We start from the raw sequence: 18,835 nt of genomic DNA on the forward strand, positions 1-18,835 counted from the left end.
CCTCATAGACCGTCACAGCAATCGGCCCAGCGGTGTCACGAGGTCGAACGCTTGCACCAAAGGAGACAGACCATGAACCTCGCACTGTGGATCGCCGCCGGACTGCTGGCCGTAGTCGCCCTCGGCGGCGGCATCACCAAAACCTTCCTGCCCAAGTCGAAGCTGGCCGCACAGCACGGCGGCGAATGGACCGAGAACTTCACCCCCGCCGTCATCAAATCCCTTGGCGTCCTGGAACTCCTGGCAGCCCTGGGCCTGATCCTCCCCGCGGTGCTGGACATCGTTCCCGTCCTGGTCCCGATCACCGCCACCTGCTGGATCCTGCTCATGATCGGCGCGATGATCGCCCACGGCCGCCTCGGCCAACCGAAACTCGTCGCCGTGAACGCCGTCTACCTGGCCCTCGCGGCATTCATCGCCTGGGGCCGCTTCGTCATCGAACCCTTCGCTGGCTGACGAAAGACGGGCTGTCAGAGGCGAATCGGCCCTTGAACAGGGTCAGCCGGGCTTGGGCGGTCCCACTACCTCGACGGTGTGCGGCTTTTCGGCTTGGTCGCCGCCGCGGTCGAGGGTGAGGGCGCCGGCGATGGTGCCGCCGAGGGTGGCGGTGACGGCGATGGCGGCGACCAGTTTGCGGCGGGAGACCGGCTCGAGTTGGGTGTGGATGGTGGGGGGCGGGGTGAAACGGACGCTTCGGACTCGGCGGGCGGAGGGGCGTTCGGCGGCCAGGAGGACCGAGCCGCGGGTGGAGACGAAGTCGGGTTCCGGGTCGTAGATGAGGGGGAGGTCCAGTTGCTGGTCGAGTTCGTCCCGGATGGATTTATTGCGGGTGCAGCCGCCGAGCAGGGCCATGGCGTCGGGGTGGACGCCGGTTTCGGCGACCATTTGGCGGACGAAGGACGCGGAGTGGTGGATGCCGGCGGAGACCAGGTCGGCGAAGTCGCTGCGGGTGATCACGGCGCGGCGGCCGGAGATGGGGTCGCAGACGGTGAGGACTCTGTCGGTGGCCAGGGCCTCCTTGTGGCTGCGGCTGGTGGCCAGGTCCACGGTGACGCCATTGCGGACCAGCAGCCAGCGCAGCAGGGCGTCGTGACCGTCGCCGCTGAGGACGGTGCTGCGCTTGGTGGCCAGGATGGCGTCGGTCCGGCAGTCGATCTGGGTCAGGGTCAGGCCCGAGGAGCCCAGGTCGTAGAGCAGGATCGAGCCCTCCGACGGTAGGCGGCCGGTGAAGCGGAGATATCTGAGCTGGGCGACCGGCTCGTCGATGAGGGTGAGGCGGTTGCGGCCGGCGGTGACGCGAATGGCATCGGCCTGGGAGGAACATCTGCAGGTCACAGCGATACCGGTAATGAATTCATCGCGCCGGGCCGCGGACTGCCGCATTAATCGGATGGCCTCGAAGACCGCTTCGTCGATGCCGCCGCCCACCCGGCGCGGCACCTTGCAGCGGTCTATGGGCGGCAGATGCGGCTGGTCGGAATGGGTGAGCATGGCGCGCGCACCCGCCGCGCCAGCTGACACCCCGAGGACCAGCACCATGGCCTCAATGGTGAACCTTTTGCGGGCCGAAGCCAAGACTATGACGCAGGAAATTGGCTGCTGGGATGCTGGACGGTTACTGTCCGGCCCATCTGGTGGGCGCGCCACCACTGTCGAAGTCACCGGCCGTTTGCCGGAACTCCGCCAGCAATTCCAGCAACAATTGCAAACGTTGCGGCGGCAGCCCGGCGTTCGCGAAAACCTGCCGGTTCAGCTGAGTGGTGGCCTTGGCCACCAAATCCCTTCCGGCATCGGTGATTTCGATCAACGTCGCACGCCGGTCACTGGGATGCGGGACGCGCTTCACAAGCTTCGCAGCCTCGAGCCGGTCCACGGTATTGGTGACACTGGTCGGATGCACCTGCAATCGCGCACTGGCCACCGCCATCGGCAGGGCTCCCGTTTTGCTGAAACCCAGCAACATGAGTAGCTCGTACCGCGAGAAGGTCAGTCCGGACGGCTTCAACGCCTCGTCCACCCGCGCCATCACGATCTGCTGCGCCCGCACCAGCGAGGTCACCGCAGCCATCCCGTCGGCCACCTCGCCCCACCCGTGCTCGGTCCACTGGCGATGCGCCTCCTCGATCGGATCGAGTGGCAGGGGACGTGGCCGAGACATGCACCGATCATCGCATGCGGTTCGCGACCGTTCCGGCAGCCACATAGAAATCACGGTGATTCGAACCCTCGCGACGCCCGCCGCCGCACGGCACTATTGCTGACGATGCGAGTGTGTCCGAGTGGTTCAGGAAACGGTCTGCAAAGCCGTTCACGCGGGTTCAATTCCCGCCGCTCGCTCTGAGATGAATTGTGGCCCCTGTGGATTCCATAGGGGCCACATTTCTGTTCAGGCCGGTTTGATAGAGCGACTGCAACTCGGTCGCATTGCCGCCATTGAGGATGAACCCCGGTCCCGCGATATTGGACCAGCCGGATTCGGTGGTGACCGGGTGGTGGCTGAAAACCAGTGTGGGACGGTCGGGATCATCGTGCAGCAGATCGCGCAACCGGTCGAGCCAGGGCCGCTCGAGGACGCCGCCGGAGCCGTCGAGCTCGCTGGTGTGGAGGGCGAGCAGGCACAGCCCGCCGAGCTCGTGGACGGCCAATTGCTGGCGGGCGGTGAAGGATTCGCCCCAGCGGTCGAAATGGTCGAGCACCGGCTCACAGGGGGCGTACTCGTCGCCGGTGTGCGGCCGGTCGTGATTTCCCCGGCAGGCGAGCCGATCCCGCCCCGCCGCGCCCAGGACGCCGAGCATCCGCCGCCGGCTGGGCCCGCAGCAGCTCATGCCCGCACCTCCGGCATTGCCGGGCGGACTACTTCCCGTCCGCCGAGCAGACCTTCCATGCGCCCTCTTCCTTGCGGAGATGTTCGGTCGCGGTGGTGTTCTTGTCCGCGGATCCGGGCAGCGCCAGCCCGCCGGTCATGGTCGCGGTCGCGCGATCGCCGGTGATCACGATGTCCTGTACGGCGACAACGCGAATGGAGAGTTTGCCCATCTCCGCCGCGCTCTTCTGAGTAGCGGGCAGCGCGTCCCATTCCGCGCGGTCCGTTGCGCAGGCCTTGGTCACCGCGACGCCCGGCCCCTGCTCCGAGAGCAGCCCGTAGAACTCGCGCACGGCCGCCTCGATGCGCTGACTGTCGCCGGGCGCTTCCTTGCCCGCGGTCGCTGTTCCACACCCTGTCAGGGGCACTGCCAGCAGGATCAGGCTTGCTGCCAGTCGAGTGCGAAAGATCATCGAGTTCCTTGTCTTCGGGGCCGCCACCGACGTCCGCAGACTACGGCACGCAGATATATTGGCGCGGGGGTGGATTCGCCCCGGCTCGACCCGAAGGAGACCCGGTGCGTCGCACACTGTTCGTATCGTCCGTTGCCGCCGCCGCGCTCGCCTGCGCCCCACTCGCCGCCGCGCAGCCGCCGGCCGCGGATCCCGGGGTGCGGGTGCAGACGGTGTGGGGGCCCGAGCAGTTCGCCATCGCGGGCGTGACGGCCGAGGTGACGCCGTGCGCCGGCGGTCCGGCCGCGAGCGTCGTCACCGGGAACGACGGGCTCGCCACGGCGGCCGTCGGGCCCGGCTGCTACCGCGTCCAGGTGAGCACACCGACCGGCTGCGGCCTCGACGGCGACGCGATTCAGCAGGTCACCGCCGTGCCGGGAATCACCCCGACCGCGACCTTCCGCTTCCGCTGCGCCTAGTCGCGTATTTACAAGACCGCGCCCCGCGCCGGGGATAGCCTGGCGATATGGCGGACAAGGGAACTCCCGACCCGGCGATCGACCTCATCGAACGCGCGATCTCGCAGATGACCGATGTCATCGCGGCGATCCGCCCGGAACAGGCGGAGTTGCCGACCCCGTGCGCGGCCTGGTCGGTGCGCCGGCTGGTCGACCATCTGCTGGGCCAGATCCTGCCCAATTTCGTGATCTCCGCGCAGGGCGGCACGCCGGATTGGCAGTCCTCCGATGAGAAGTTCGGCGATGTGGGCTGGGGCGATCAGTTCAATACCCGCTCCGCGCCGCTGATCGAGGCCTGGCGCATGGCCGATCTCGACAGCCGGGTGCCCACGCCCGGCGGCGGGGAGGGCCCGCTGCGCGCTCGCGCCGATCAGCAGATCACCGAATTCGCCATGCACGCATGGGATCTCGCGCGGGCGACGGATCAGCAGCTGGAACTGGACCCGGAGTTGGCGGAGTACGGGCTGGCCTGGTCGAAGAAGATGCTGCGGCCGGAATTCCGCGGTGAGGGAAAGGCTTTCGGCCTCGAAGTGCCGGTGACCGGCGATGCGCCCGCCTACGATCGGCTGGCCGCCTGGTTCGGGCGCGATCCGCAGTGGAAGCCCTGACTCACCGGCCGAATCGGGTATCGACCCAAGCCAGGGCGTCGGCATAGGACGCCTCCAGCACGGCCCGGTGATCCACGCCCGGATAATTGCGGTACTGCACCGGGCGGCCGGACAGCCGCTGTTGCGCCACCATGGCATCGGTCGCCAGGGCCGGGACGACGGCATCGGCGCGGCCCTGCATCACCAGCACGGGTGAGGTGAAAGCCAATGCGCTGGGATCGTTTTCGTGTAGTACCCACGCCAGCGGACCGATATCGCCGTTGCGGGCGAAGATCTCATCGGCGGCCACTCCGCCCCATTCGTCGGGCCGCCGCAGCTTTCCGATGCAACCGGTGTCGGCGAGTTCCACCATGGAATCGGTTCGCGCCGTGAGGAATCGGGCCGGATCGATATCCGCGACGGTCTGGGCGCCGCGAATGATCAACGGCAGGAAGGCCATCGAACTCCTGGCGACGGGACCGAGCGCGGACGACACGCCGACCGTCGACGCCGCCTGCACCGCCTGCAAACCCAGCCCCTGATGCGACGCCGGGGCGAGCGCCACCGCACCCAGCAGCTGAAGCTCCGGCGCCCACTGCTGCGCCTGCGCCGCGGTGAACAGCGCCGCCTGCCCGCCCTGTGAATGCCCGACGGCCACCCAGCGCGTGCCGATCTCCGGCTCGATTTCCCGTGCGGCCCGGGCCATATCGGTGACCGCCCGCTGCTCGGCCGTGCCGATGAGATAGCCGTGCGGTCCGGGCGTCCCCAAGCCCTGATAGTCCGTCTGCGCCACCGCGTACCCGGCCGCGACCCACCGCTCCTGCACGCGCCGCACCTGCGCGGTGTAGTCGTGCGCCGGGAAGGCCGCCGAGGTGTCGCGCGACGGCGCGCAGATATCGGCCACCCCGGTGGTCCCGTGCGCCCACGAGATGAGCGGCCATCCGCCCGGCGGCGGCGTGCCCTCCGGCACCGCGATGGTTCCGGATACGGCGACCGTCCGCCCCTGCATATCCACGGATCGGTACAGCGCCAGATAGTTTCGCGCCCCCGCCAGCGCGGGCTCCTCGGTCAGCGGCCGGAACTGGATCACCGAACCGTGTTCCCCGGCCATCTGATCCACCGGCGCCGAGTAGAAGGAGAGCGGATCCGCGCCTGCCGGTGCGGCATTCGCGGGCGCGCCCGCGATCCCGGCGCCGGCGACCGCCGCGGCCACCGTGGCGGCGAGCCGCCGAGACCGTCGCGCCGGGGACTCCGCGCGCATCGGGACCTCTGCTCGCACCGCCTCGATGTCCGACATGCCCAAAACATACCGGTCCGTTGCCATGGCCAGCGGCAACGCAATACCGGCGGCCCGGATTGGTGCCACCACTGTCCGGTGCCGATCCCCGGCAGGGCCACATTGCGCGGAAACTCGCCTGACCTGGGGATGTCACACCTCGGCAGGCTGCGTCGTCACCTTCACGAACCCAACGAAATACACCGCCACAGAGAAAGAGCAGAACCATGACCCGTTTCGCCCTGTACGAGAACGAAGTTGCCGCCAAGTTCGTCAAGCGCTTCGTCACCGCCACCCGCGTCATCGACGACTCCACCCTGTCGAAGACCACCCAGGAACTGATCAAGATCCGCGCCTCGCAGATCAACAGCTGCGGCATGTGCCTGGACATGCACACCAAGGACGCCGTGCACGCCGGCGAGACCCCGGTGCGCCTGGCCATGATCGCGGCCTGGCAGGAATCCACCGTCTTCACCGACGCCGAGCGCGCCGCCCTCGCCCTCACCGACGAGGCCACCCGCATGGCCGACAAGAACGGCGCCATCAGCGAGGACACCTGGGCGCAGGTCCGCAAGCACTACGACGACGACCAGATCGGCGCCATGATCTCGCTGATCGCCACCATCAACGCCTGGAACCGCCTCAATGTCATCTCCGGCATGACCGGCGGCGACTACCAGCCCGGCCAGTGGTGACAGCCTGAACGCACCGCCAATGCCGTGTCACGCCCACGCGTGATACGGCATTCCACTGTCTCCGGCCTTGCCGAAGATTAACTGTGAGCGACATCACGTCGCCGGTTACGTGACTATGCGGCCGGTACGTTGGAAGGCGTTTGCTATTTGTTCTGAAGCGCGCCGGGCGTCGCATCACCGAGCTGGAAGGGTGACCAGTGGACGCAAAGTTCGCGCCGCCGCTTCCGGTGCATGCGGCCTGGTCATCGGGATTCGGGCGGTACGCGGGGGCGATCGAGTCGGCGGCCGGATTCCTGGGAGCGGTGGTCGCCGGGCTTTTGCTCATGGCGCCGCTCGACTTCGAATGGACCACCGCCGGGCCGCCGGTTCAGCTGGATCTGCTGATCCTGAATATGCCGCGGGCCGCCGCGGCCGGTGCGGTGCTCGCCATGGTGACCGCGGCCCTGGCCGTCGTGCTGGGCAGGCGGTCAGCGTGGATCGCCGCTTTCGGCAGTGCGGCCGTCCTGCTCGGCGATCACCTGTGGGATCGCGATGTGGTGACCACCGGGACCTTGTCCACGGTCAACTATGTCGACTCGATCTGCGGCGGCATCCTGCTCGGTGCGCTCGCGGTGGCGGTATCGGCGCGCCCGGCCGCGTACACGGCCTTCCTCTTCGGCATGCTGTCGAGCATCCTGATCGGTGATCTCACCGCGCTTCCGCCGGACGAGGGCGTGTCCTCGCTCATCGAATGGCCGTCCAGCGGAACGCCGCCGCTGGGGCTGCTGGTGCTGGCGGTGGCGGTGCTGGCCGCCGGGATCGCCCTGCAACGGCAGGAGCCCGCGCCCGACGACGCCGGCGCCGATCTGCCCATCGGCCCGATCGTGGCCGCCCTCATGCTGGTGATCTCGACCGCGGTCGCCACCCAATGGTTCGTCCGGCATGCCGACAATGTCGTGAATCTCGCTGTGGCGGTGACCGTCACGCTCGTCGGTGCGCTCATCGCGGTGCTGCTGCTCCCGGGCCGCGACGGCGTACTGGTCCTGTTGTCGGTCGCCATAGCGAATGCCGGCAGCGCGATCATCGCCGTCCCGCGCCCGGACTGGACCGCACCGCTCCCACTCGCGGGCGTGGCCGCCGGCCTCTACTTCGGCCGCCGCCGGCCCTCGATTCCCGTCGCCCTGACCGGTGCCGCCGCGCTCTCCCTCTTCGCCGCGTGCACCGCGAATCAGGCGCCTGTCGGCACGGCCGTGCCGGTCATCGGCATCACCGGTCTGTCGCTGCTGCTCGGCTACGCCTTCGGCGCCGCGGTCCCGAAGAACGCCACCGGTACGGTGCTGGCTCTCGCGGTGCTCGTGGTGCCGTGCGTCGTGGTTGCCCTGCGCGGCAACAGCTTCGGCCGAGTCGCGTATTCCCCACGCTGGTACCGGGATCCGGCCGCCGCCCTCTCCGCCGCCCCCGGCTGGACCGCCCTGCTGATCACCGCCGCCTGCGCCGCCGGAATCCTCCTCCTGCACCGCATCCGATCCCCCCGCCCCGCTGACAACTAACGCCCCGAAGGTCTTTCGCGATCCGGGCCTCGTACTGTGCCCTCTGGGTACAGGTTTGGCTACAGTGCCCGACCACGAGAAAGGCCCTGACCGGCTGGTGCGCTGGTCAGGGCCTTGCTTTTCGGTGCCCTCGGCAGGATTCGAACCTGCGGCCTTCTGCTCCGGAGGCAGACGCTCTATCCCCTGAGCTACGAGGGCGGGGGTGGACCCCCTCGGACTTCTCGACTTTCCGAGTGGGCTGGGAAAGCGTATCGCATTGGGTGCGTTGCGCCAAAAATTGGGGTGGACCGGGTGTTTTGGGGCACCCGGTGCACCGGGTCAGTTCTGCGGGAGGGGAGTGCTGCCGCGTTCGGCGAGCATGCGGGTCATGAGCTGGGATTCGCCGGACTGGGTTTGGACCATGCTGGCGGCGAGGGTGCGGATGGCGTCGGTGTCGGCGCGCTGGGCGGCGTATTCGATCATCGGCATGCCGCCCTGGTGGTGGCGCAGCATGAGCTGGAGGAACAGGACGTCCTGGGCGGCGCCGGTGGCCTGGCGCAGGGCGGTGAGTTCCTGATCGGTGGCCATGCCGGGCATGGTGGCGACCGGGCCGGAGTGCTCCGAGCTGCCGCCGTGATGGGAGGACGAGTCGGTCATCCAGCCCATGTAGCCATTGGCGCCGAGCATGGGCTCGTTCCACAGTTGCAGCCAGCCCTGCATGCGGCCGGCCTGATTCTGCTGCGTGGTGAGGATGTCGTAGGCCAAGCGCTGCACCGCCGGATCGCTGGTGCCCGCCAGCGCGATGGCCGACATTTCGACGGCCTGGGTGTGATGCACCGACATGTCCTGAGCGAAGCCGATATCCACCGCGCCCGGCGCGGTCGTGCCCTCCTCGAGCGGATTGCCGACCAGCACGCCGGCGAGGAAGGCGAGCAGGACCACGCCGATCACGCCGAGCACCAGCAGCGCGGGCCGCTGACTGCGGCGCGGCTGCTGATCCGGCTCGGCGGTGGGCTCGGGCTCGCTGCTGAAGTCCTGCACGTCGGAGACCAAGGGTGGCATCACTGTCCCGGAGCCGGCTGCTGGGCCGGCTGCTCGGCGCCTTCGGTCGGCACCGGGATCTGCGGGACGCCGCCGGGCATCTCGGTCAGGCCGCCGAGGCCGCCCAGGCCGGGAATGGTGCCGGGCGAGATGCCGCCGCCCAGCTCGGACTGATCCTGCGAGGCGCCCTTGCCGTTCATCGGCACCGCGTCCGGGCCCGGCGCGCTCGGATCGAAGGCCGGCGGGTTGGCGGTGTCGAAGGTCGGATTCGCGCAGCTGGCACCGACTTCCGGGTAGGTGTTGCTGTTCAGTCGCAGATCCTTGATGAACTGATCCACCCGCGAATCGGTGGCCGAGTCCAGCTTCAGCTGATGACCCCACGCCTGCAGCGAGATCGGCTTGTCCAGGCCCGGGTACGGCGACATCAGCGTGTACGGCTGACCGTCCACCTTCTTCTTCAGGGTGTCGATGCTCGCGGCATCCACCTTGTCCGGGTTGTAGGTGATCCACACCGCACCGTGCTCCAGCGAATGCACGGCGTTCTCGCTGCGAATCGCCTTGTCGTACACGACGCCCGTGCACGCCGCCCACGAGGAGTCGTGCGGGCCGCCGAACGCCGGGACCTGGTCGTAGGCCACCCGCTGCGTCGCGGCCACGTGCAGACCCGCCTCGTAGTCCTTCTTCACGATGCCGTCGATATACGCCGACGGGTTCTTCAGTTCCTGCTTCTCGTGGTACTTCGGCACGAGATACCAGGCGATGCCGCCGATGAGCCCGACGATGACCACGACCGCGCCGATGGTCAGCCAGGGAATATTGCGTTTCGTGGGCAACTTGCCGCCACTACCCTTGCGAGTGGAGGGGGCGGACTTGCCCGCGGCCTTGATGGCCTTGGCCGACTTGGCACTGGTCCTGCTCGGCATAGCTTGTTGTGCTCTCTTCGACGTGTCGGACAATCAAACGGTGCGGCGCACAGTTTGCTGGGCGCCTGCCCGGTAGGTGCCCGCGCGCGGCGTTCACCTGCTCAGACCATAGGATAGTGACTCGTGACTCCAGCTGACCTTGCAGATCTCCTTCGCGCAACCGCGGCGAAGGTACTTGTCGAACGCGGATCCGACCCTGCGGTCCTGCCCGACGAGGTCAAGGTGGAGCGTCCCCGCAACCCCGAGCATGGCGACTATGCCACGAATTTGGCCATGCAGGTAGGGAAGAAAGCGGGAATGAACCCGCGCGATTTCGCGAACCTGCTGGCCGAGGCGCTGTCGGCGACCGAGGACATCGAGGTCGCCGAGGTCGCCGGTCCCGGCTTCCTGAACATCCGGCTGGCCAAGGCCGCCCAGGGCGCCATCATCGAGAAGATCCTCGCGGCGGGGGCGGACTACGGCACCGGCGCGGCCCTGCACGGCACGAAGATCAATCTGGAATTCGTGTCCGCCAACCCCACTGGACCCATTCACCTGGGCGGCACCCGCTGGGCCGCGGTCGGTGACGCGCTCGGCCGGATCCTGAGCGCGCAGGGCGCGGACGTCACCCGCGAGTACTACTTCAACGACCATGGCGCGCAGATCGACCGCTTCGCGAACTCGCTGGTCGCCGCCGCCACCGGACAGCCGACCCCCGAGGACGGCTACGCGGGCGCGTACATCAACGAGATCGCCGACACCATCGTCCAGGCGAACCCGGATGCGGTGAGCCTGCCCGCGGACGAGCGGCACGAGCTGTTCCGGCGCGAGGGCGTCGAGCTGATGTTCGCGCAGATCAAGCAGACCCTGCACGAGTTCGGCGTCGACTTCGACGTGTACTTCAACGAGAGCTCGCTGTTCGAATCCGGCTCGGTCGACAAGGCCGTCGAGGAGCTCAAGGCGACCGGCAACCTGTACGAGAAGGACGGCGCCTGGTGGATCGCCAGCACCGAGTACGGCGATGACAAGGACCGGGTCGTCATCAAGAGCGACGGCAAGTCCGCCTACGTCGCCGGTGACATCGCCTACTTCGAGAACAAGCGGGCGCGCGGATTCGACCTGTGCATCTACATGCTCGGTGCGGATCACCACGGCTACATCGGCCGCCTGAAGGCCGCGGCCGCCGCGACCGGCGACAACCCGGACACCGTCGAGGTGCTCATCGGCCAGATGGTGAATCTGGTCAAAGACGGTGCGGCCGTGCGGATGTCCAAGCGCGCGGGCACCGTGGTCACCCTCGACGACCTGGTCGAGGCCATCGGCGTGGACGCCTCGCGGTACTCGCTGGTGCGCAGTTCGGTCAACACCAGCATCGATATCGATCTGGGGCTGTGGACCAAGCAGGACAACGAGAATCCGCTCTATTACGTGCAATACGCGTACGCGCGCACTTGCAGCATCATGCGGAACGCCGCTGATCTCGGATTCGATGCGGTGACCCCGGATCCGGGCCTCATGAGCTCCGATCGGGAAGGTGCGGTCATCCGGACCCTCGGTGAGTACCCGCGGGTGGTGGCTACTGCCGCCGAAATGCGGGAGCCGCACCGAGTGGTCCGCTACCTGGAAGAACTGGCCGGCGTTTACCACCCCTTCCAGTCCGATAAGGACATGCGGGTGCTCCCGCTCGGCGACGAGCCCATTACGCCGCTGAATTCCGCTCGCCTCGGGCTGGTCAAAGCCACCCATCAGGTTCTCGCCAACGGCCTTGCTTTGCTAGGCGTTTCTGCTCCGGAGCGTATGTAAATGAGTGCCCACCCCGCCGGACCCCGCCACGCGGACATCCCGCACGCCCCGAATCTGCCGGAGCGCCCGAGCGATCCGAAGCAGATGATCGAGCTGCCCGCCAATGTCTGGCCGCGCAATGCCACCCGCGACGCCGACGGCGTGGTGCGCCTGGCCGGTGTGCCGGTGCACGAGCTGGCCGCCGAATTCGGCACCCCGCTGTTCGTGGTGGACGAGGACGACTTCCGTTCCCGCTGCCGCGATATGGTCACCGCCTTCGGTGACGGTGCGCGAGTCCACTACGCCTCCAAGGCATTCCTGTGCGGCGAGATCACGCGGTGGATCCGCGACGAGGGCCTGCACCTGGACGTCTGCTCCGGCGGCGAACTCGCGGTGGCGTTCAATGCGGGTTTCCCGGCCGAGCGAATCGCCCTGCACGGCAACAACAAATCGGTACCCGAGCTGGAGACCGCGGTCGCGGCCGGCGTCGGCGACATCGTGCTCGACTCGCTCATCGAGATCGAGCGCCTGGAGGCCGTCGCCAAGCGCGCCGGCAAGATCCAGGACGTCCTGGTCCGCGTCACCGTCGGTGTGGAAGCCCATACCCACGAATACATTTCGACCGCGCACGAGGATCAGAAGTTCGGCTTCTCCATTGCCAGCGGCGATGCCATGCAGGCCATCGCCCGCGTCTTCGAATCCGACAACCTGCGCCTGGTCGGCCTGCACTCGCACATCGGCTCGCAGATCTTCGAGATCGACGGCTTCGAGATCTCCACCCGCCGCATGCTGAGCCTGCTGCGCGAGGCCGCCGACAAGTTCGGCATGGAGCGCGCCGCCCAGATCAATGTGCTGGATCTCGGTGGCGGCCTGGGTATTTCGTACCTGCCGCACGACGATCCGCCGGCCCTCGGCGATTTCGCCGCCAACCTGCGCCGCATCGTGGCCGAGGAGGCCGAGCGCGCGGGCCTGCCCATGCCGACCATCGCCGTCGAGCCCGGCCGCGCCATCGCCGGACCGGGCACCGTAACGCTCTACGAGGTCGGCACTATCAAGGACGTGGTGCTCGACGGCGGCAACCGCCGCCGGTACGTGAGCATCGACGGCGGGATGAGCGACAATATTCGTCCCGCCCTCTACCAGGCGGAGTACGACTGCCGCCTGGTGTCCCGGACCAGCGACGCCAATCCGGTCGTGGCTCGGGTCGTCGGAAAGCATTGCGAGAGTGGGGATATCGTCATCCGCGATACCTGGCTCCCGGCCGATGTGGGCCCGGGCGACCTGGTGGCGGTGGCCGCGACCGGCGCGTACTGCTACTCGATGTCGAGCCGCTACAACATGCTCACCCGGCCCGCCGTGGTCGCGGTACGAGACGGCAAGGCGCGCTTGATTCTTCGCCGCGAAACGGTGGAGGACCTACTCAGCTTGGAGGTGAATGCATGACCGAGGCAGCCAACGCCAAGAACGGCGTGTGGGGATCGGATCATCCGATCGGAATCGCCGTTCTCGGCATGGGCACGGTCGGCACCGAGGTGGTCCGCATCATTCGCGAGCACGCCGAGGACCTGTGCAATCGCGTCGGCGCGCCCGTCGTGCTGCGCGGCGTCGCCGTCCGCGACCTGAACAAGGATCGCGGCCTGCCGGCCGAGCTGCTCACCACCGATGCCGAAGCGCTCATCGCCCGCGACGACGTGGATATCGTCGTCGAGGTCATGGGCGGCATCGACCCGGCCCGCGCCCTGATCAAGTCCGCGCTGTCCGCCGGCAAGTCCGTGGTCAGCGCGAACAAGGCGCTGCTGGCCGATCACACCGGTGAACTGGCCGCCGCGGCCGAATCCAACCGCGCCGACCTCTATTTCGAGGCCGCCGTCGCGGGAGCCATCCCGGTGCTGCGCCCGCTCATCCAGTCGCTGTCCGGCGACCGGGTCAACCGCGTGGTCGGCATTGTCAACGGCACCACCAACTTCATCCTCTCCGCCATGGCCGAGACCGGCGCCGACTACGGCGACGTGCTGGCCGAGGCCACCCGCCTGGGCTACGCCGAGGCCGATCCGACCGCCGACGTCGAGGGCTTCGACGCCGCCGCCAAGGCCGCCATCCTGGCCTCGGTCGCCTTCCACACCCGCGTCACCTCGGGCGATGTCTACCGCGAGGGCATCTCCAAGATCACCGCCGAGGATCTGGAGACCGCCGCCGCCGTGGGCTGCACCGTGAAGCTGCTGGCCATGGCCGAGCGCGTCACCGACGAGGGCGGCAAGGAGTCCATCTCGGTGCGCGTGTACCCGGCGCTCATCCCGCGCAAGCACCCCCTGGCCGCGGTGTCCGGCGCGTTCAATGCCGTGGTCGTGGAGGCCGAGAACGCCGGCCGCCTGATGTTCTACGGCCAGGGCGCCGGCGGCGCGCCGACCGCGTCGGCCGTGATGGGCGATCTGGTCATGGCGGCGCGCAACAAGTTCTACGGTGGTCGCGCCCCGGGCGAATCGGTTTATGCTGAGCTGCCGATCGCGTCGATCGGCGACACCCCGACCCGCTACCACGTGAACATGCAGGTCGCCGACCGCACCGGTGTGCTGGAAGCGGTGGCCGGCGAATTCGCCAAGCACGGTGTCAGCATCTCGACGGTCCGCCAGGAAGGCGCCGACGAAGGCGCGCGCCTGGTCGTGGTGACCCACCACGCGCAGGAATCGGCCCTGGCCGATACCGTGGCCGCGTTGGCCGAGCTGGACTCCGTCACGTCCGTGACCAGTGTTCTGAGATTGGAAGGCACCGAGGAATGAGCACCACTGCACGGGTGGCCGTGCATACCCCGTGGCCCGGTCTGATCACCGCGTACCGGGATCGCCTCCCGGTCCCGGCCGACTGGGAACCGGTCACGCTGTTCGAGGGCGGCACCCCGCTGGTGCCCGCGCACCACCTGTCCGAGCTCACCGGCTGCGAGGTCTACCTCAAGGTCGAGGGCGCGAACCCCACCGGTTCGTTCAAGGACCGCGGCATGACCATGGCCATGACCGACGCCAAATACTCCGGCAAGAAGGCCGTGCTCTGCGCCTCCACCGGCAATACCTCGGCCTCGGCCGCCGCCTACGCCACCCGCGCGGGCCTGCGCTGCGCGGTGCTCATTCCGCAGGGCAAGATCGCCATGGGCAAGCTGGCCCAGGCGGTCATGCTGGGCGCGGAGATCATCCAGGTCGAGGGCAACTTCGACGACTGTCTCGAGCTGGCCCGCAAGGTCACCGCCGACTTCCCCGAGGTCGGCCTGGTGAACTCGATCAACCCGGCCCGCATCGAGGGCCAGAAGACCGCGGCCTTCGAAATCGTGGACGCGCTCGGCAAGGCCCCCGACGTGCACTGCCTGCCCGTCGGCAATGCGGGGAACATCACCGCGTACTGGAAGGGCTACAGCGAGTACCACGCCGACGGCGTCACCACCTCGCGCCCGCGCATGCTGGGCGTGCAGGCCGCCGGCGCCGCGCCGCTGGTCAACGGCGCCCCGGTCAAGGATCCCGAGACCATCGCCACCGCCATCCGGATCGGCGCGCCCGCGTCCTGGAACGGTGCGATGAACGCGAAGGAAGAGTCCGGCGGCGCCTTCCGGGCGGCCACCGACGAGGAGATCCTCGAGGCGTATCGCCTGGTCGCATCGAAGGAAGGCGTGTTCGTGGAGCCCGCCTCGGCGGCCTCGGTCGCCGGTCTGCTCGCCGCGCACTCCGAGGGCTGGCTGGATCGCGGCCTGACCGTGGTGTGCACCGTGACCGGCAACGGCCTCAAGGACCCGGATACCGCGCTGCTGGGCATGCCCGACGTCAAGCCCATTGCCGTCGACCCGGTGGCCGTGGCCCGCGAACTCGAGCTGGCCTGATTTTGAATTCGCGCGACAGTCAGCAGCTGATGACCCGGACCCTGCCCGCCGGTCTCACCGTCACGGTGCGGGTTCCGGCCTCCAGCGCCAATCTGGGTCCGGGATTCGATTCCCTCGGAATCGCTTTGGGGCTGTACGACGAGATCGTGGTGTCCACCACGGACTCCGGGCTCACCATCAAGGTCGAGGGCGAGGGCGCCGACGATGTGCCCTGGGGCCCTTCGCATCTGGTGGTGCGCGCCATCGAACGCGGCCTGCAGGCCGCGGGCGTCTGGGCGGACGGCCTGGACGTGGTGTGCCGCAACGTGATTCCCCATTCCCGGGGACTCGGTTCGTCGGCCTCGGCGGTGGTCGGCGGTCTGGCCGCCGGCCGCGGCCTGGCCGGTAAGTTCGATCCGGAACTGGCCTACGGCGACGACGTCATGGTGCAGCTGGCCTCGGAGTTCGAGGGGCATCCCGACAATGCCTCGGCCAGCATTCTGGGCGGAATCGTGGTGTCCTGGACGGAAACCGACCGCCCCGCCGATGCGAACGGCGCGTCGGATCACCATCTGCGCGCCTATCACGCGGTGCGCTTGGACCCGCATGCGTCGCTGCGCCCCGTGGTGCTCGTCCCCGAGGAGCGTTCCTCCACCGCGCACACCCGCGGCCTGCTCCCGGAGATGGTTCCGCACACCGACGCGGCCTTCAATGCCAGCCGCTCGGCGCTGGCGGTAGTCGCCTTGACGCAGCGCCCTGACCTGCTGCTCCCCGCCACCGCGGACCGGCTACACCAGGGCTACCGCGCCTCGGCGCTGCCGCTCACCACGAAATGGATCGAGCGCCTGCGCGCCGCCGGCATCGCCGCCACCGTGTCGGGCGCCGGACCCACCGTGCTGGCCCTCGGGACCAGCGAATTTCCCGAAGAACTGCGTGAACTCGCCGTCGCGGACGGACTTCGCGTCATCGAACCCGGCATTGCCGACGGCGTATTGGTGGATTGACAGCGCGCCTGCCTTGCCGATGTACAGGTCGAGAGCTATCCTGAGCGAGTCCGTACATCGTGCGCGTCAGACGCCGGTGCTTCATCAGGGCAATCGCTCCAGAGGCTCCTTGCTCAGGCTCGAGGCTTGAGGCTCGAAACTTGGGGGTAGCCAGTCAACTGGAATGATCTCTCCCACCTTTTCAATCGGTGGCGGAGCCCACGCGGTGGCGAAACCGCCGAACCGGCGGGACAGGCGATACGGCATCCGAATCGGGCAGGAGACCCGATTGCAGGAGGAACCCTCGAACAGGCACACGGCAGTCGAGGGAAGGAAAGGATTTCCGTGACAGATACGGACCTGCTCGCGACACCTGGGGTGGAAAGTAATTCGACTTCCCCAAGCCGCGAAAGTGACTCCGGACAGATTTCGAAGATGAGCGAACAAACTGACGTCGCACGATCGGGGCTGACTGGAATGTTGTTGCCGCAGTTGCGTGCGCTTGCGGGAGAGCTCGGTATCCGAGGCACTTCCGGGATGCGTAAGGGTGATCTCATCGCCGCCATCAAGGAGAACCAGTCCGGCGGCGCCAAGGCGACCGCGGGGGGCGCCAAGCCCGCGCGGAACCAGAACGAGGCCAAGGGCGGTAAGGCCGCCAAGGCCGAGGCCGCGCCGGCCGGTGGGGAGTCCGCGCCGGCCAAGGCCGACGCGCCGGCCGAGAAGCCGGCCAAGAGCGAGGTCGTCAAGACCGAGGCCCCCGCGAAGACCGAGGCCGTGGAAAAGACCGCGCAGCCGACCTTCGAAAACCGCGAAAACACCGCCGAGACGCGCGAATCCAAGCGCGAGGACGCCGGCGACAATGCGCGCGGCGAAGGCGGCGAGGACAGCCGCGAGGGTGGCCAGCGCGGCCGCGGACGGCAGCGCCGGGGCCGCGAGCAGCGGGCCGCCGCCGCGACTGCCAACGCCGAGAACGCGGCCGAGTCCGCTGGCGAGTCGAAGGAGCAGGAGGGCGGCGAACGCCGTCGCGACCGCAACGACCGCCAGCAGGGCGAGCGCAATCAGCAGGGCGGTCGCCAGCAGGGCGGCAACCAGCAGAACCAGAACGGCACCGCGCGCCGCGATGACCGGGGCGATGACGACGAGGAAGGCGGCCGCGGCCGCCGGGGCCGTCGCTTCCGCGAGCGTCGCCGCGGCCGGGACCGCGACGGCGGCGCCACCGGCGGCGAGGCCCGCGAGCTGGAGATCCGCGAGGACGACGTCCTGCAGCCGGTGGCCGGCATTCTCGACGTGCTCGACAACTACGCGTTCGTGCGCACCTCCGGCTACCTGGCCGGCCCGAACGACGTGTACGTGTCGATGAACCTGGTGCGCAAGAACGGCCTGCGCCGCGGTGACGCCATCACCGGTGCGGTCCGCGCACCGCGCGAGGGCGATCAGTCCAACCAGCGCCAGAAGTTCGATCCGCTGGTGCGGCTGGACACGGTCAACGGCTCGGATGTCGAAAGTGCCAAGCGCCGACCGGAATTCAGCAAGCTCACCCCGCTGTACCCGAATCAGCGCCTGCGGCTGGAGACCCAGCCCAATAAGCTGACCACGCGCATCATCGACCTGATCATGCCCATCGGCAAGGGTCAGCGCGCGCTGATCGTGTCCCCGCCCAAGGCGGGCAAGACCACGATCATGCAGGACATCGCCAATGCGATCGCCACCAACAACCCCGAGTGCTACCTCATGGTTGTGCTGGTCGACGAGCGTCCGGAAGAAGTGACCGATATGCAGCGCTCCGTGCGCGGCGAGGTCATCGCCTCCACGTTCGACCGGCCGCCGAGCGATCACACCTCGGTCGCCGAGCTCGCCATCGAGCGGGCCAAGCGTCTGGTGGAGATGGGCCAGGACGTCGTCGTGCTGCTCGACTCGATCACCCGACTGGGTCGTGCGTACAACAACTCGTCCCCGGCCTCGGGCCGAATCCTTTCCGGTGGTGTGGATTCCACCGCGCTGTACCCGCCCAAGCGGTTCCTCGGCGCGGCCCGCAATATCGAGAACGGCGGCTCGCTCACCATTATCGCGACCGCGATGGTGGAGACCGGTTCCACCGGTGACACGGTCATCTTCGAGGAGTTCAAGGGCACGGGCAATGCCGAGCTCAAGCTCGATCGCAAGATCGCCGAGCGCCGGGTGTTCCCGGCGGTGGACGTCAACCCGTCCGGTACCCGCCGCGACGATCTACTGATGTCGCCGGACGAGGCGGCGGTGCTGCACAAGCTGCGGCGCGTGCTGTCCGGTCTGGACTCGCATCAGGCGATCGACCTGCTCGTGGATCGGCTCAAGAAGACCAAGAGCAATGTCGAGTTCCTCATGACGGTCTCCAAGACCGCACCGGGTGCGCTCGACGAATGAGCCTGAAGCTCGAATAGATCGAAGACTTCGGCCCCGCTTCGGCGGGGCCG

The 18,835-nt window shown here is 68.3% G+C and carries 18 protein-coding genes and 2 tRNA genes; 12 read left to right on the top strand and 8 right to left on the bottom strand.

From position 1 onward, the window contains the following. The first annotated feature begins 72 nt into the window (after positions 1-72). On the top strand, positions 73-456 hold the full coding sequence (locus tag ACFVIV_RS25085) for a DoxX family protein (protein ID WP_379200234.1): 384 nt from the start codon (positions 73-75) through the stop codon (positions 454-456). Between the two features lie 42 nt (positions 457-498). Here ACFVIV_RS25085 and ACFVIV_RS25090 read toward each other — a convergent pair whose 3' ends face one another. Then, on the bottom strand, positions 499-1,539 hold the full coding sequence (locus tag ACFVIV_RS25090) for a hypothetical protein (protein WP_379200236.1): 1,041 nt from the start codon (positions 1,537-1,539) through the stop codon (positions 499-501). 76 nt (positions 1,540-1,615) lie between these two features. After that, positions 1,616-2,158: a MarR family winged helix-turn-helix transcriptional regulator gene (locus tag ACFVIV_RS25095; protein ID WP_379200238.1), complete on the bottom strand. Its 543-nt coding sequence runs from the start codon at positions 2,156-2,158 to the stop codon at positions 1,616-1,618. Positions 2,159-2,265: 107 nt separating this feature from the next. Between ACFVIV_RS25095 and ACFVIV_RS25100 the strand changes: the two genes are divergently transcribed. Then, positions 2,266-2,337: transfer RNA gene (locus ACFVIV_RS25100), tRNA-Cys, on the top strand. On the opposite strand, the gene ACFVIV_RS25105 is transcribed toward ACFVIV_RS25100, so the two are convergent. Continuing rightward, entirely contained in the window at positions 2,319-2,825 is a 507-nt protein-coding gene (locus ACFVIV_RS25105; protein ID WP_379200240.1) for a metallophosphoesterase family protein, read from the bottom strand. The genes ACFVIV_RS25100 and ACFVIV_RS25105 overlap by 19 nt on opposite strands. Before the next feature lie 28 nt (positions 2,826-2,853). Next, entirely contained in the window at positions 2,854-3,276 is a 423-nt protein-coding gene (locus tag ACFVIV_RS25110; protein ID WP_379200242.1) for a hypothetical protein, read from the bottom strand. 104 nt (positions 3,277-3,380) lie between these two features. Here ACFVIV_RS25110 and ACFVIV_RS25115 point away from each other — a divergent pair, with 104 nt between their 5' ends. Together ACFVIV_RS25115 and ACFVIV_RS25120 are read left to right on the top strand one after the other, a co-directional pair. Continuing rightward, a complete protein-coding gene (locus ACFVIV_RS25115; RefSeq protein WP_379200244.1) occupies positions 3,381-3,734 on the top strand; it encodes a hypothetical protein in 354 nt (117 codons plus the stop codon). A 47-nt stretch (positions 3,735-3,781) separates the two neighbouring features. Beyond that, on the top strand, positions 3,782-4,381 hold the full coding sequence (locus tag ACFVIV_RS25120) for a TIGR03086 family metal-binding protein (protein WP_379200246.1): 600 nt from the start codon (positions 3,782-3,784) through the stop codon (positions 4,379-4,381). A gap of 1 nt (position 4,382) precedes the next feature. On the opposite strand, the gene ACFVIV_RS25125 is transcribed toward ACFVIV_RS25120, so the two are convergent. Then, positions 4,383-5,657, bottom strand: coding sequence for an alpha/beta hydrolase family protein (locus tag ACFVIV_RS25125; RefSeq protein ID WP_379200248.1), 1,275 nt, complete (start codon positions 5,655-5,657; stop codon positions 4,383-4,385). A gap of 206 nt (positions 5,658-5,863) precedes the next feature. On the opposite strand from ACFVIV_RS25125, the gene ACFVIV_RS25130 reads away from it, so the two are divergent. Both ACFVIV_RS25130 and ACFVIV_RS25135 read left to right on the top strand, forming a co-directional pair. Then, positions 5,864-6,331 (top strand): carboxymuconolactone decarboxylase family protein, encoded by a 468-nt coding sequence (locus tag ACFVIV_RS25130; RefSeq protein WP_379200250.1) that lies wholly within the window; start codon positions 5,864-5,866, stop codon positions 6,329-6,331. 197 nt (positions 6,332-6,528) lie between these two features. Next, positions 6,529-7,860 (top strand): hypothetical protein, encoded by a 1,332-nt coding sequence (locus ACFVIV_RS25135; RefSeq protein WP_379200252.1) that lies wholly within the window; start codon positions 6,529-6,531, stop codon positions 7,858-7,860. A 125-nt stretch (positions 7,861-7,985) separates the two neighbouring features. On the opposite strand, the gene ACFVIV_RS25140 is transcribed toward ACFVIV_RS25135, so the two are convergent. The 3 genes from ACFVIV_RS25140 to ACFVIV_RS25150 all read right to left on the bottom strand — a co-directional run bounded on the left by ACFVIV_RS25140 (position 7,986) and on the right by ACFVIV_RS25150 (position 9,803). Beyond that, a tRNA-Arg gene (locus ACFVIV_RS25140) sits at positions 7,986-8,058 on the bottom strand. Between the two features lie 120 nt (positions 8,059-8,178). Further along, a complete protein-coding gene (locus ACFVIV_RS25145; RefSeq protein WP_379200254.1) occupies positions 8,179-8,901 on the bottom strand; it encodes a DUF305 domain-containing protein in 723 nt (240 codons plus the stop codon). Further along, positions 8,901-9,803: a DUF3105 domain-containing protein gene (locus ACFVIV_RS25150; protein WP_379200256.1), complete on the bottom strand. Its 903-nt coding sequence runs from the start codon at positions 9,801-9,803 to the stop codon at positions 8,901-8,903. Before ACFVIV_RS25150 ends, ACFVIV_RS25145 begins: the two co-directional genes overlap by 1 nt. 123 nt (positions 9,804-9,926) lie before the next feature. On the opposite strand from ACFVIV_RS25150, the gene argS reads away from it, so the two are divergent. The 6 genes from argS (at position 9,927) to rho (ending at position 18,785) form a co-directional block, all read left to right on the top strand. Beyond that, positions 9,927-11,585, top strand: a complete 1,659-nt coding sequence (argS, locus tag ACFVIV_RS25155) for an arginine--tRNA ligase (protein WP_379200257.1) — start codon at positions 9,927-9,929, stop codon at positions 11,583-11,585. After that, the gene (gene lysA / locus ACFVIV_RS25160; protein ID WP_379200259.1) at positions 11,586-13,007 is read left to right on the top strand and encodes a diaminopimelate decarboxylase; all 1,422 of its coding nucleotides are present in this window, start codon (positions 11,586-11,588) and stop codon (positions 13,005-13,007) included. After that, the gene (locus ACFVIV_RS25165; RefSeq protein ID WP_379200261.1) at positions 13,004-14,341 is read left to right on the top strand and encodes a homoserine dehydrogenase; all 1,338 of its coding nucleotides are present in this window, start codon (positions 13,004-13,006) and stop codon (positions 14,339-14,341) included. Before lysA ends, ACFVIV_RS25165 begins: the two co-directional genes overlap by 4 nt. Beyond that, complete coding sequence (thrC, locus tag ACFVIV_RS25170; RefSeq protein WP_379200263.1) at positions 14,338-15,423, top strand: threonine synthase; 1,086 nt, start codon at positions 14,338-14,340, stop codon at positions 15,421-15,423. The genes ACFVIV_RS25165 and thrC overlap by 4 nt, the downstream gene beginning before the upstream one ends. Positions 15,424-15,452: 29 nt before the next feature. Next, a complete protein-coding gene (gene thrB / locus ACFVIV_RS25175; protein ID WP_379200265.1) occupies positions 15,453-16,406 on the top strand; it encodes a homoserine kinase in 954 nt (317 codons plus the stop codon). 324 nt (positions 16,407-16,730) lie between these two features. After that, entirely contained in the window at positions 16,731-18,785 is a 2,055-nt protein-coding gene (gene rho / locus ACFVIV_RS25180; RefSeq protein WP_379200267.1) for a transcription termination factor Rho, read from the top strand. The last annotated feature ends 50 nt before the right edge of the window (positions 18,786-18,835 follow it).

The organism is Nocardia sp. NPDC127526 (assembly GCF_042672265.1).
Classification (GTDB): Bacteria; Actinomycetota; Actinomycetes; order Mycobacteriales; family Mycobacteriaceae; genus Nocardia.

What these genes read in the sequence shown, in the direction of transcription:
- ACFVIV_RS25085 (WP_379200234.1), top strand. Translation starts at nt 73, where the DNA reads ATGAACCTCGCACTGTGGATCGCCGCCGGACTGCTGGCCGTAGTCGCC.
- ACFVIV_RS25125 (WP_379200248.1), bottom strand. Translation starts at nt 5,657, where the DNA reads ATGTCGGACATCGAGGCGGTGCGAGCAGAGGTCCCGATGCGCGCGGAG.
- ACFVIV_RS25110 (WP_379200242.1), bottom strand. Translation starts at nt 3,276, where the DNA reads ATGATCTTTCGCACTCGACTGGCAGCAAGCCTGATCCTGCTGGCAGTG.
- ACFVIV_RS25095 (WP_379200238.1), bottom strand. Translation starts at nt 2,158, where the DNA reads ATGTCTCGGCCACGTCCCCTGCCACTCGATCCGATCGAGGAGGCGCAT.
- thrC (WP_379200263.1), top strand. Translation starts at nt 14,338, where the DNA reads ATGAGCACCACTGCACGGGTGGCCGTGCATACCCCGTGGCCCGGTCTG.
- ACFVIV_RS25120 (WP_379200246.1), top strand. Translation starts at nt 3,782, where the DNA reads ATGGCGGACAAGGGAACTCCCGACCCGGCGATCGACCTCATCGAACGC.
- ACFVIV_RS25090 (WP_379200236.1), bottom strand. Translation starts at nt 1,539, where the DNA reads ATGGTGCTGGTCCTCGGGGTGTCAGCTGGCGCGGCGGGTGCGCGCGCC.
- ACFVIV_RS25165 (WP_379200261.1), top strand. Translation starts at nt 13,004, where the DNA reads ATGACCGAGGCAGCCAACGCCAAGAACGGCGTGTGGGGATCGGATCAT.
- ACFVIV_RS25150 (WP_379200256.1), bottom strand. Translation starts at nt 9,803, where the DNA reads ATGCCGAGCAGGACCAGTGCCAAGTCGGCCAAGGCCATCAAGGCCGCG.
- ACFVIV_RS25145 (WP_379200254.1), bottom strand. Translation starts at nt 8,901, where the DNA reads ATGCCACCCTTGGTCTCCGACGTGCAGGACTTCAGCAGCGAGCCCGAG.
- thrB (WP_379200265.1), top strand. Translation starts at nt 15,453, where the DNA reads ATGACCCGGACCCTGCCCGCCGGTCTCACCGTCACGGTGCGGGTTCCG.
- lysA (WP_379200259.1), top strand. Translation starts at nt 11,586, where the DNA reads ATGAGTGCCCACCCCGCCGGACCCCGCCACGCGGACATCCCGCACGCC.
- ACFVIV_RS25105 (WP_379200240.1), bottom strand. Translation starts at nt 2,825, where the DNA reads ATGAGCTGCTGCGGGCCCAGCCGGCGGCGGATGCTCGGCGTCCTGGGC.
- ACFVIV_RS25130 (WP_379200250.1), top strand. Translation starts at nt 5,864, where the DNA reads ATGACCCGTTTCGCCCTGTACGAGAACGAAGTTGCCGCCAAGTTCGTC.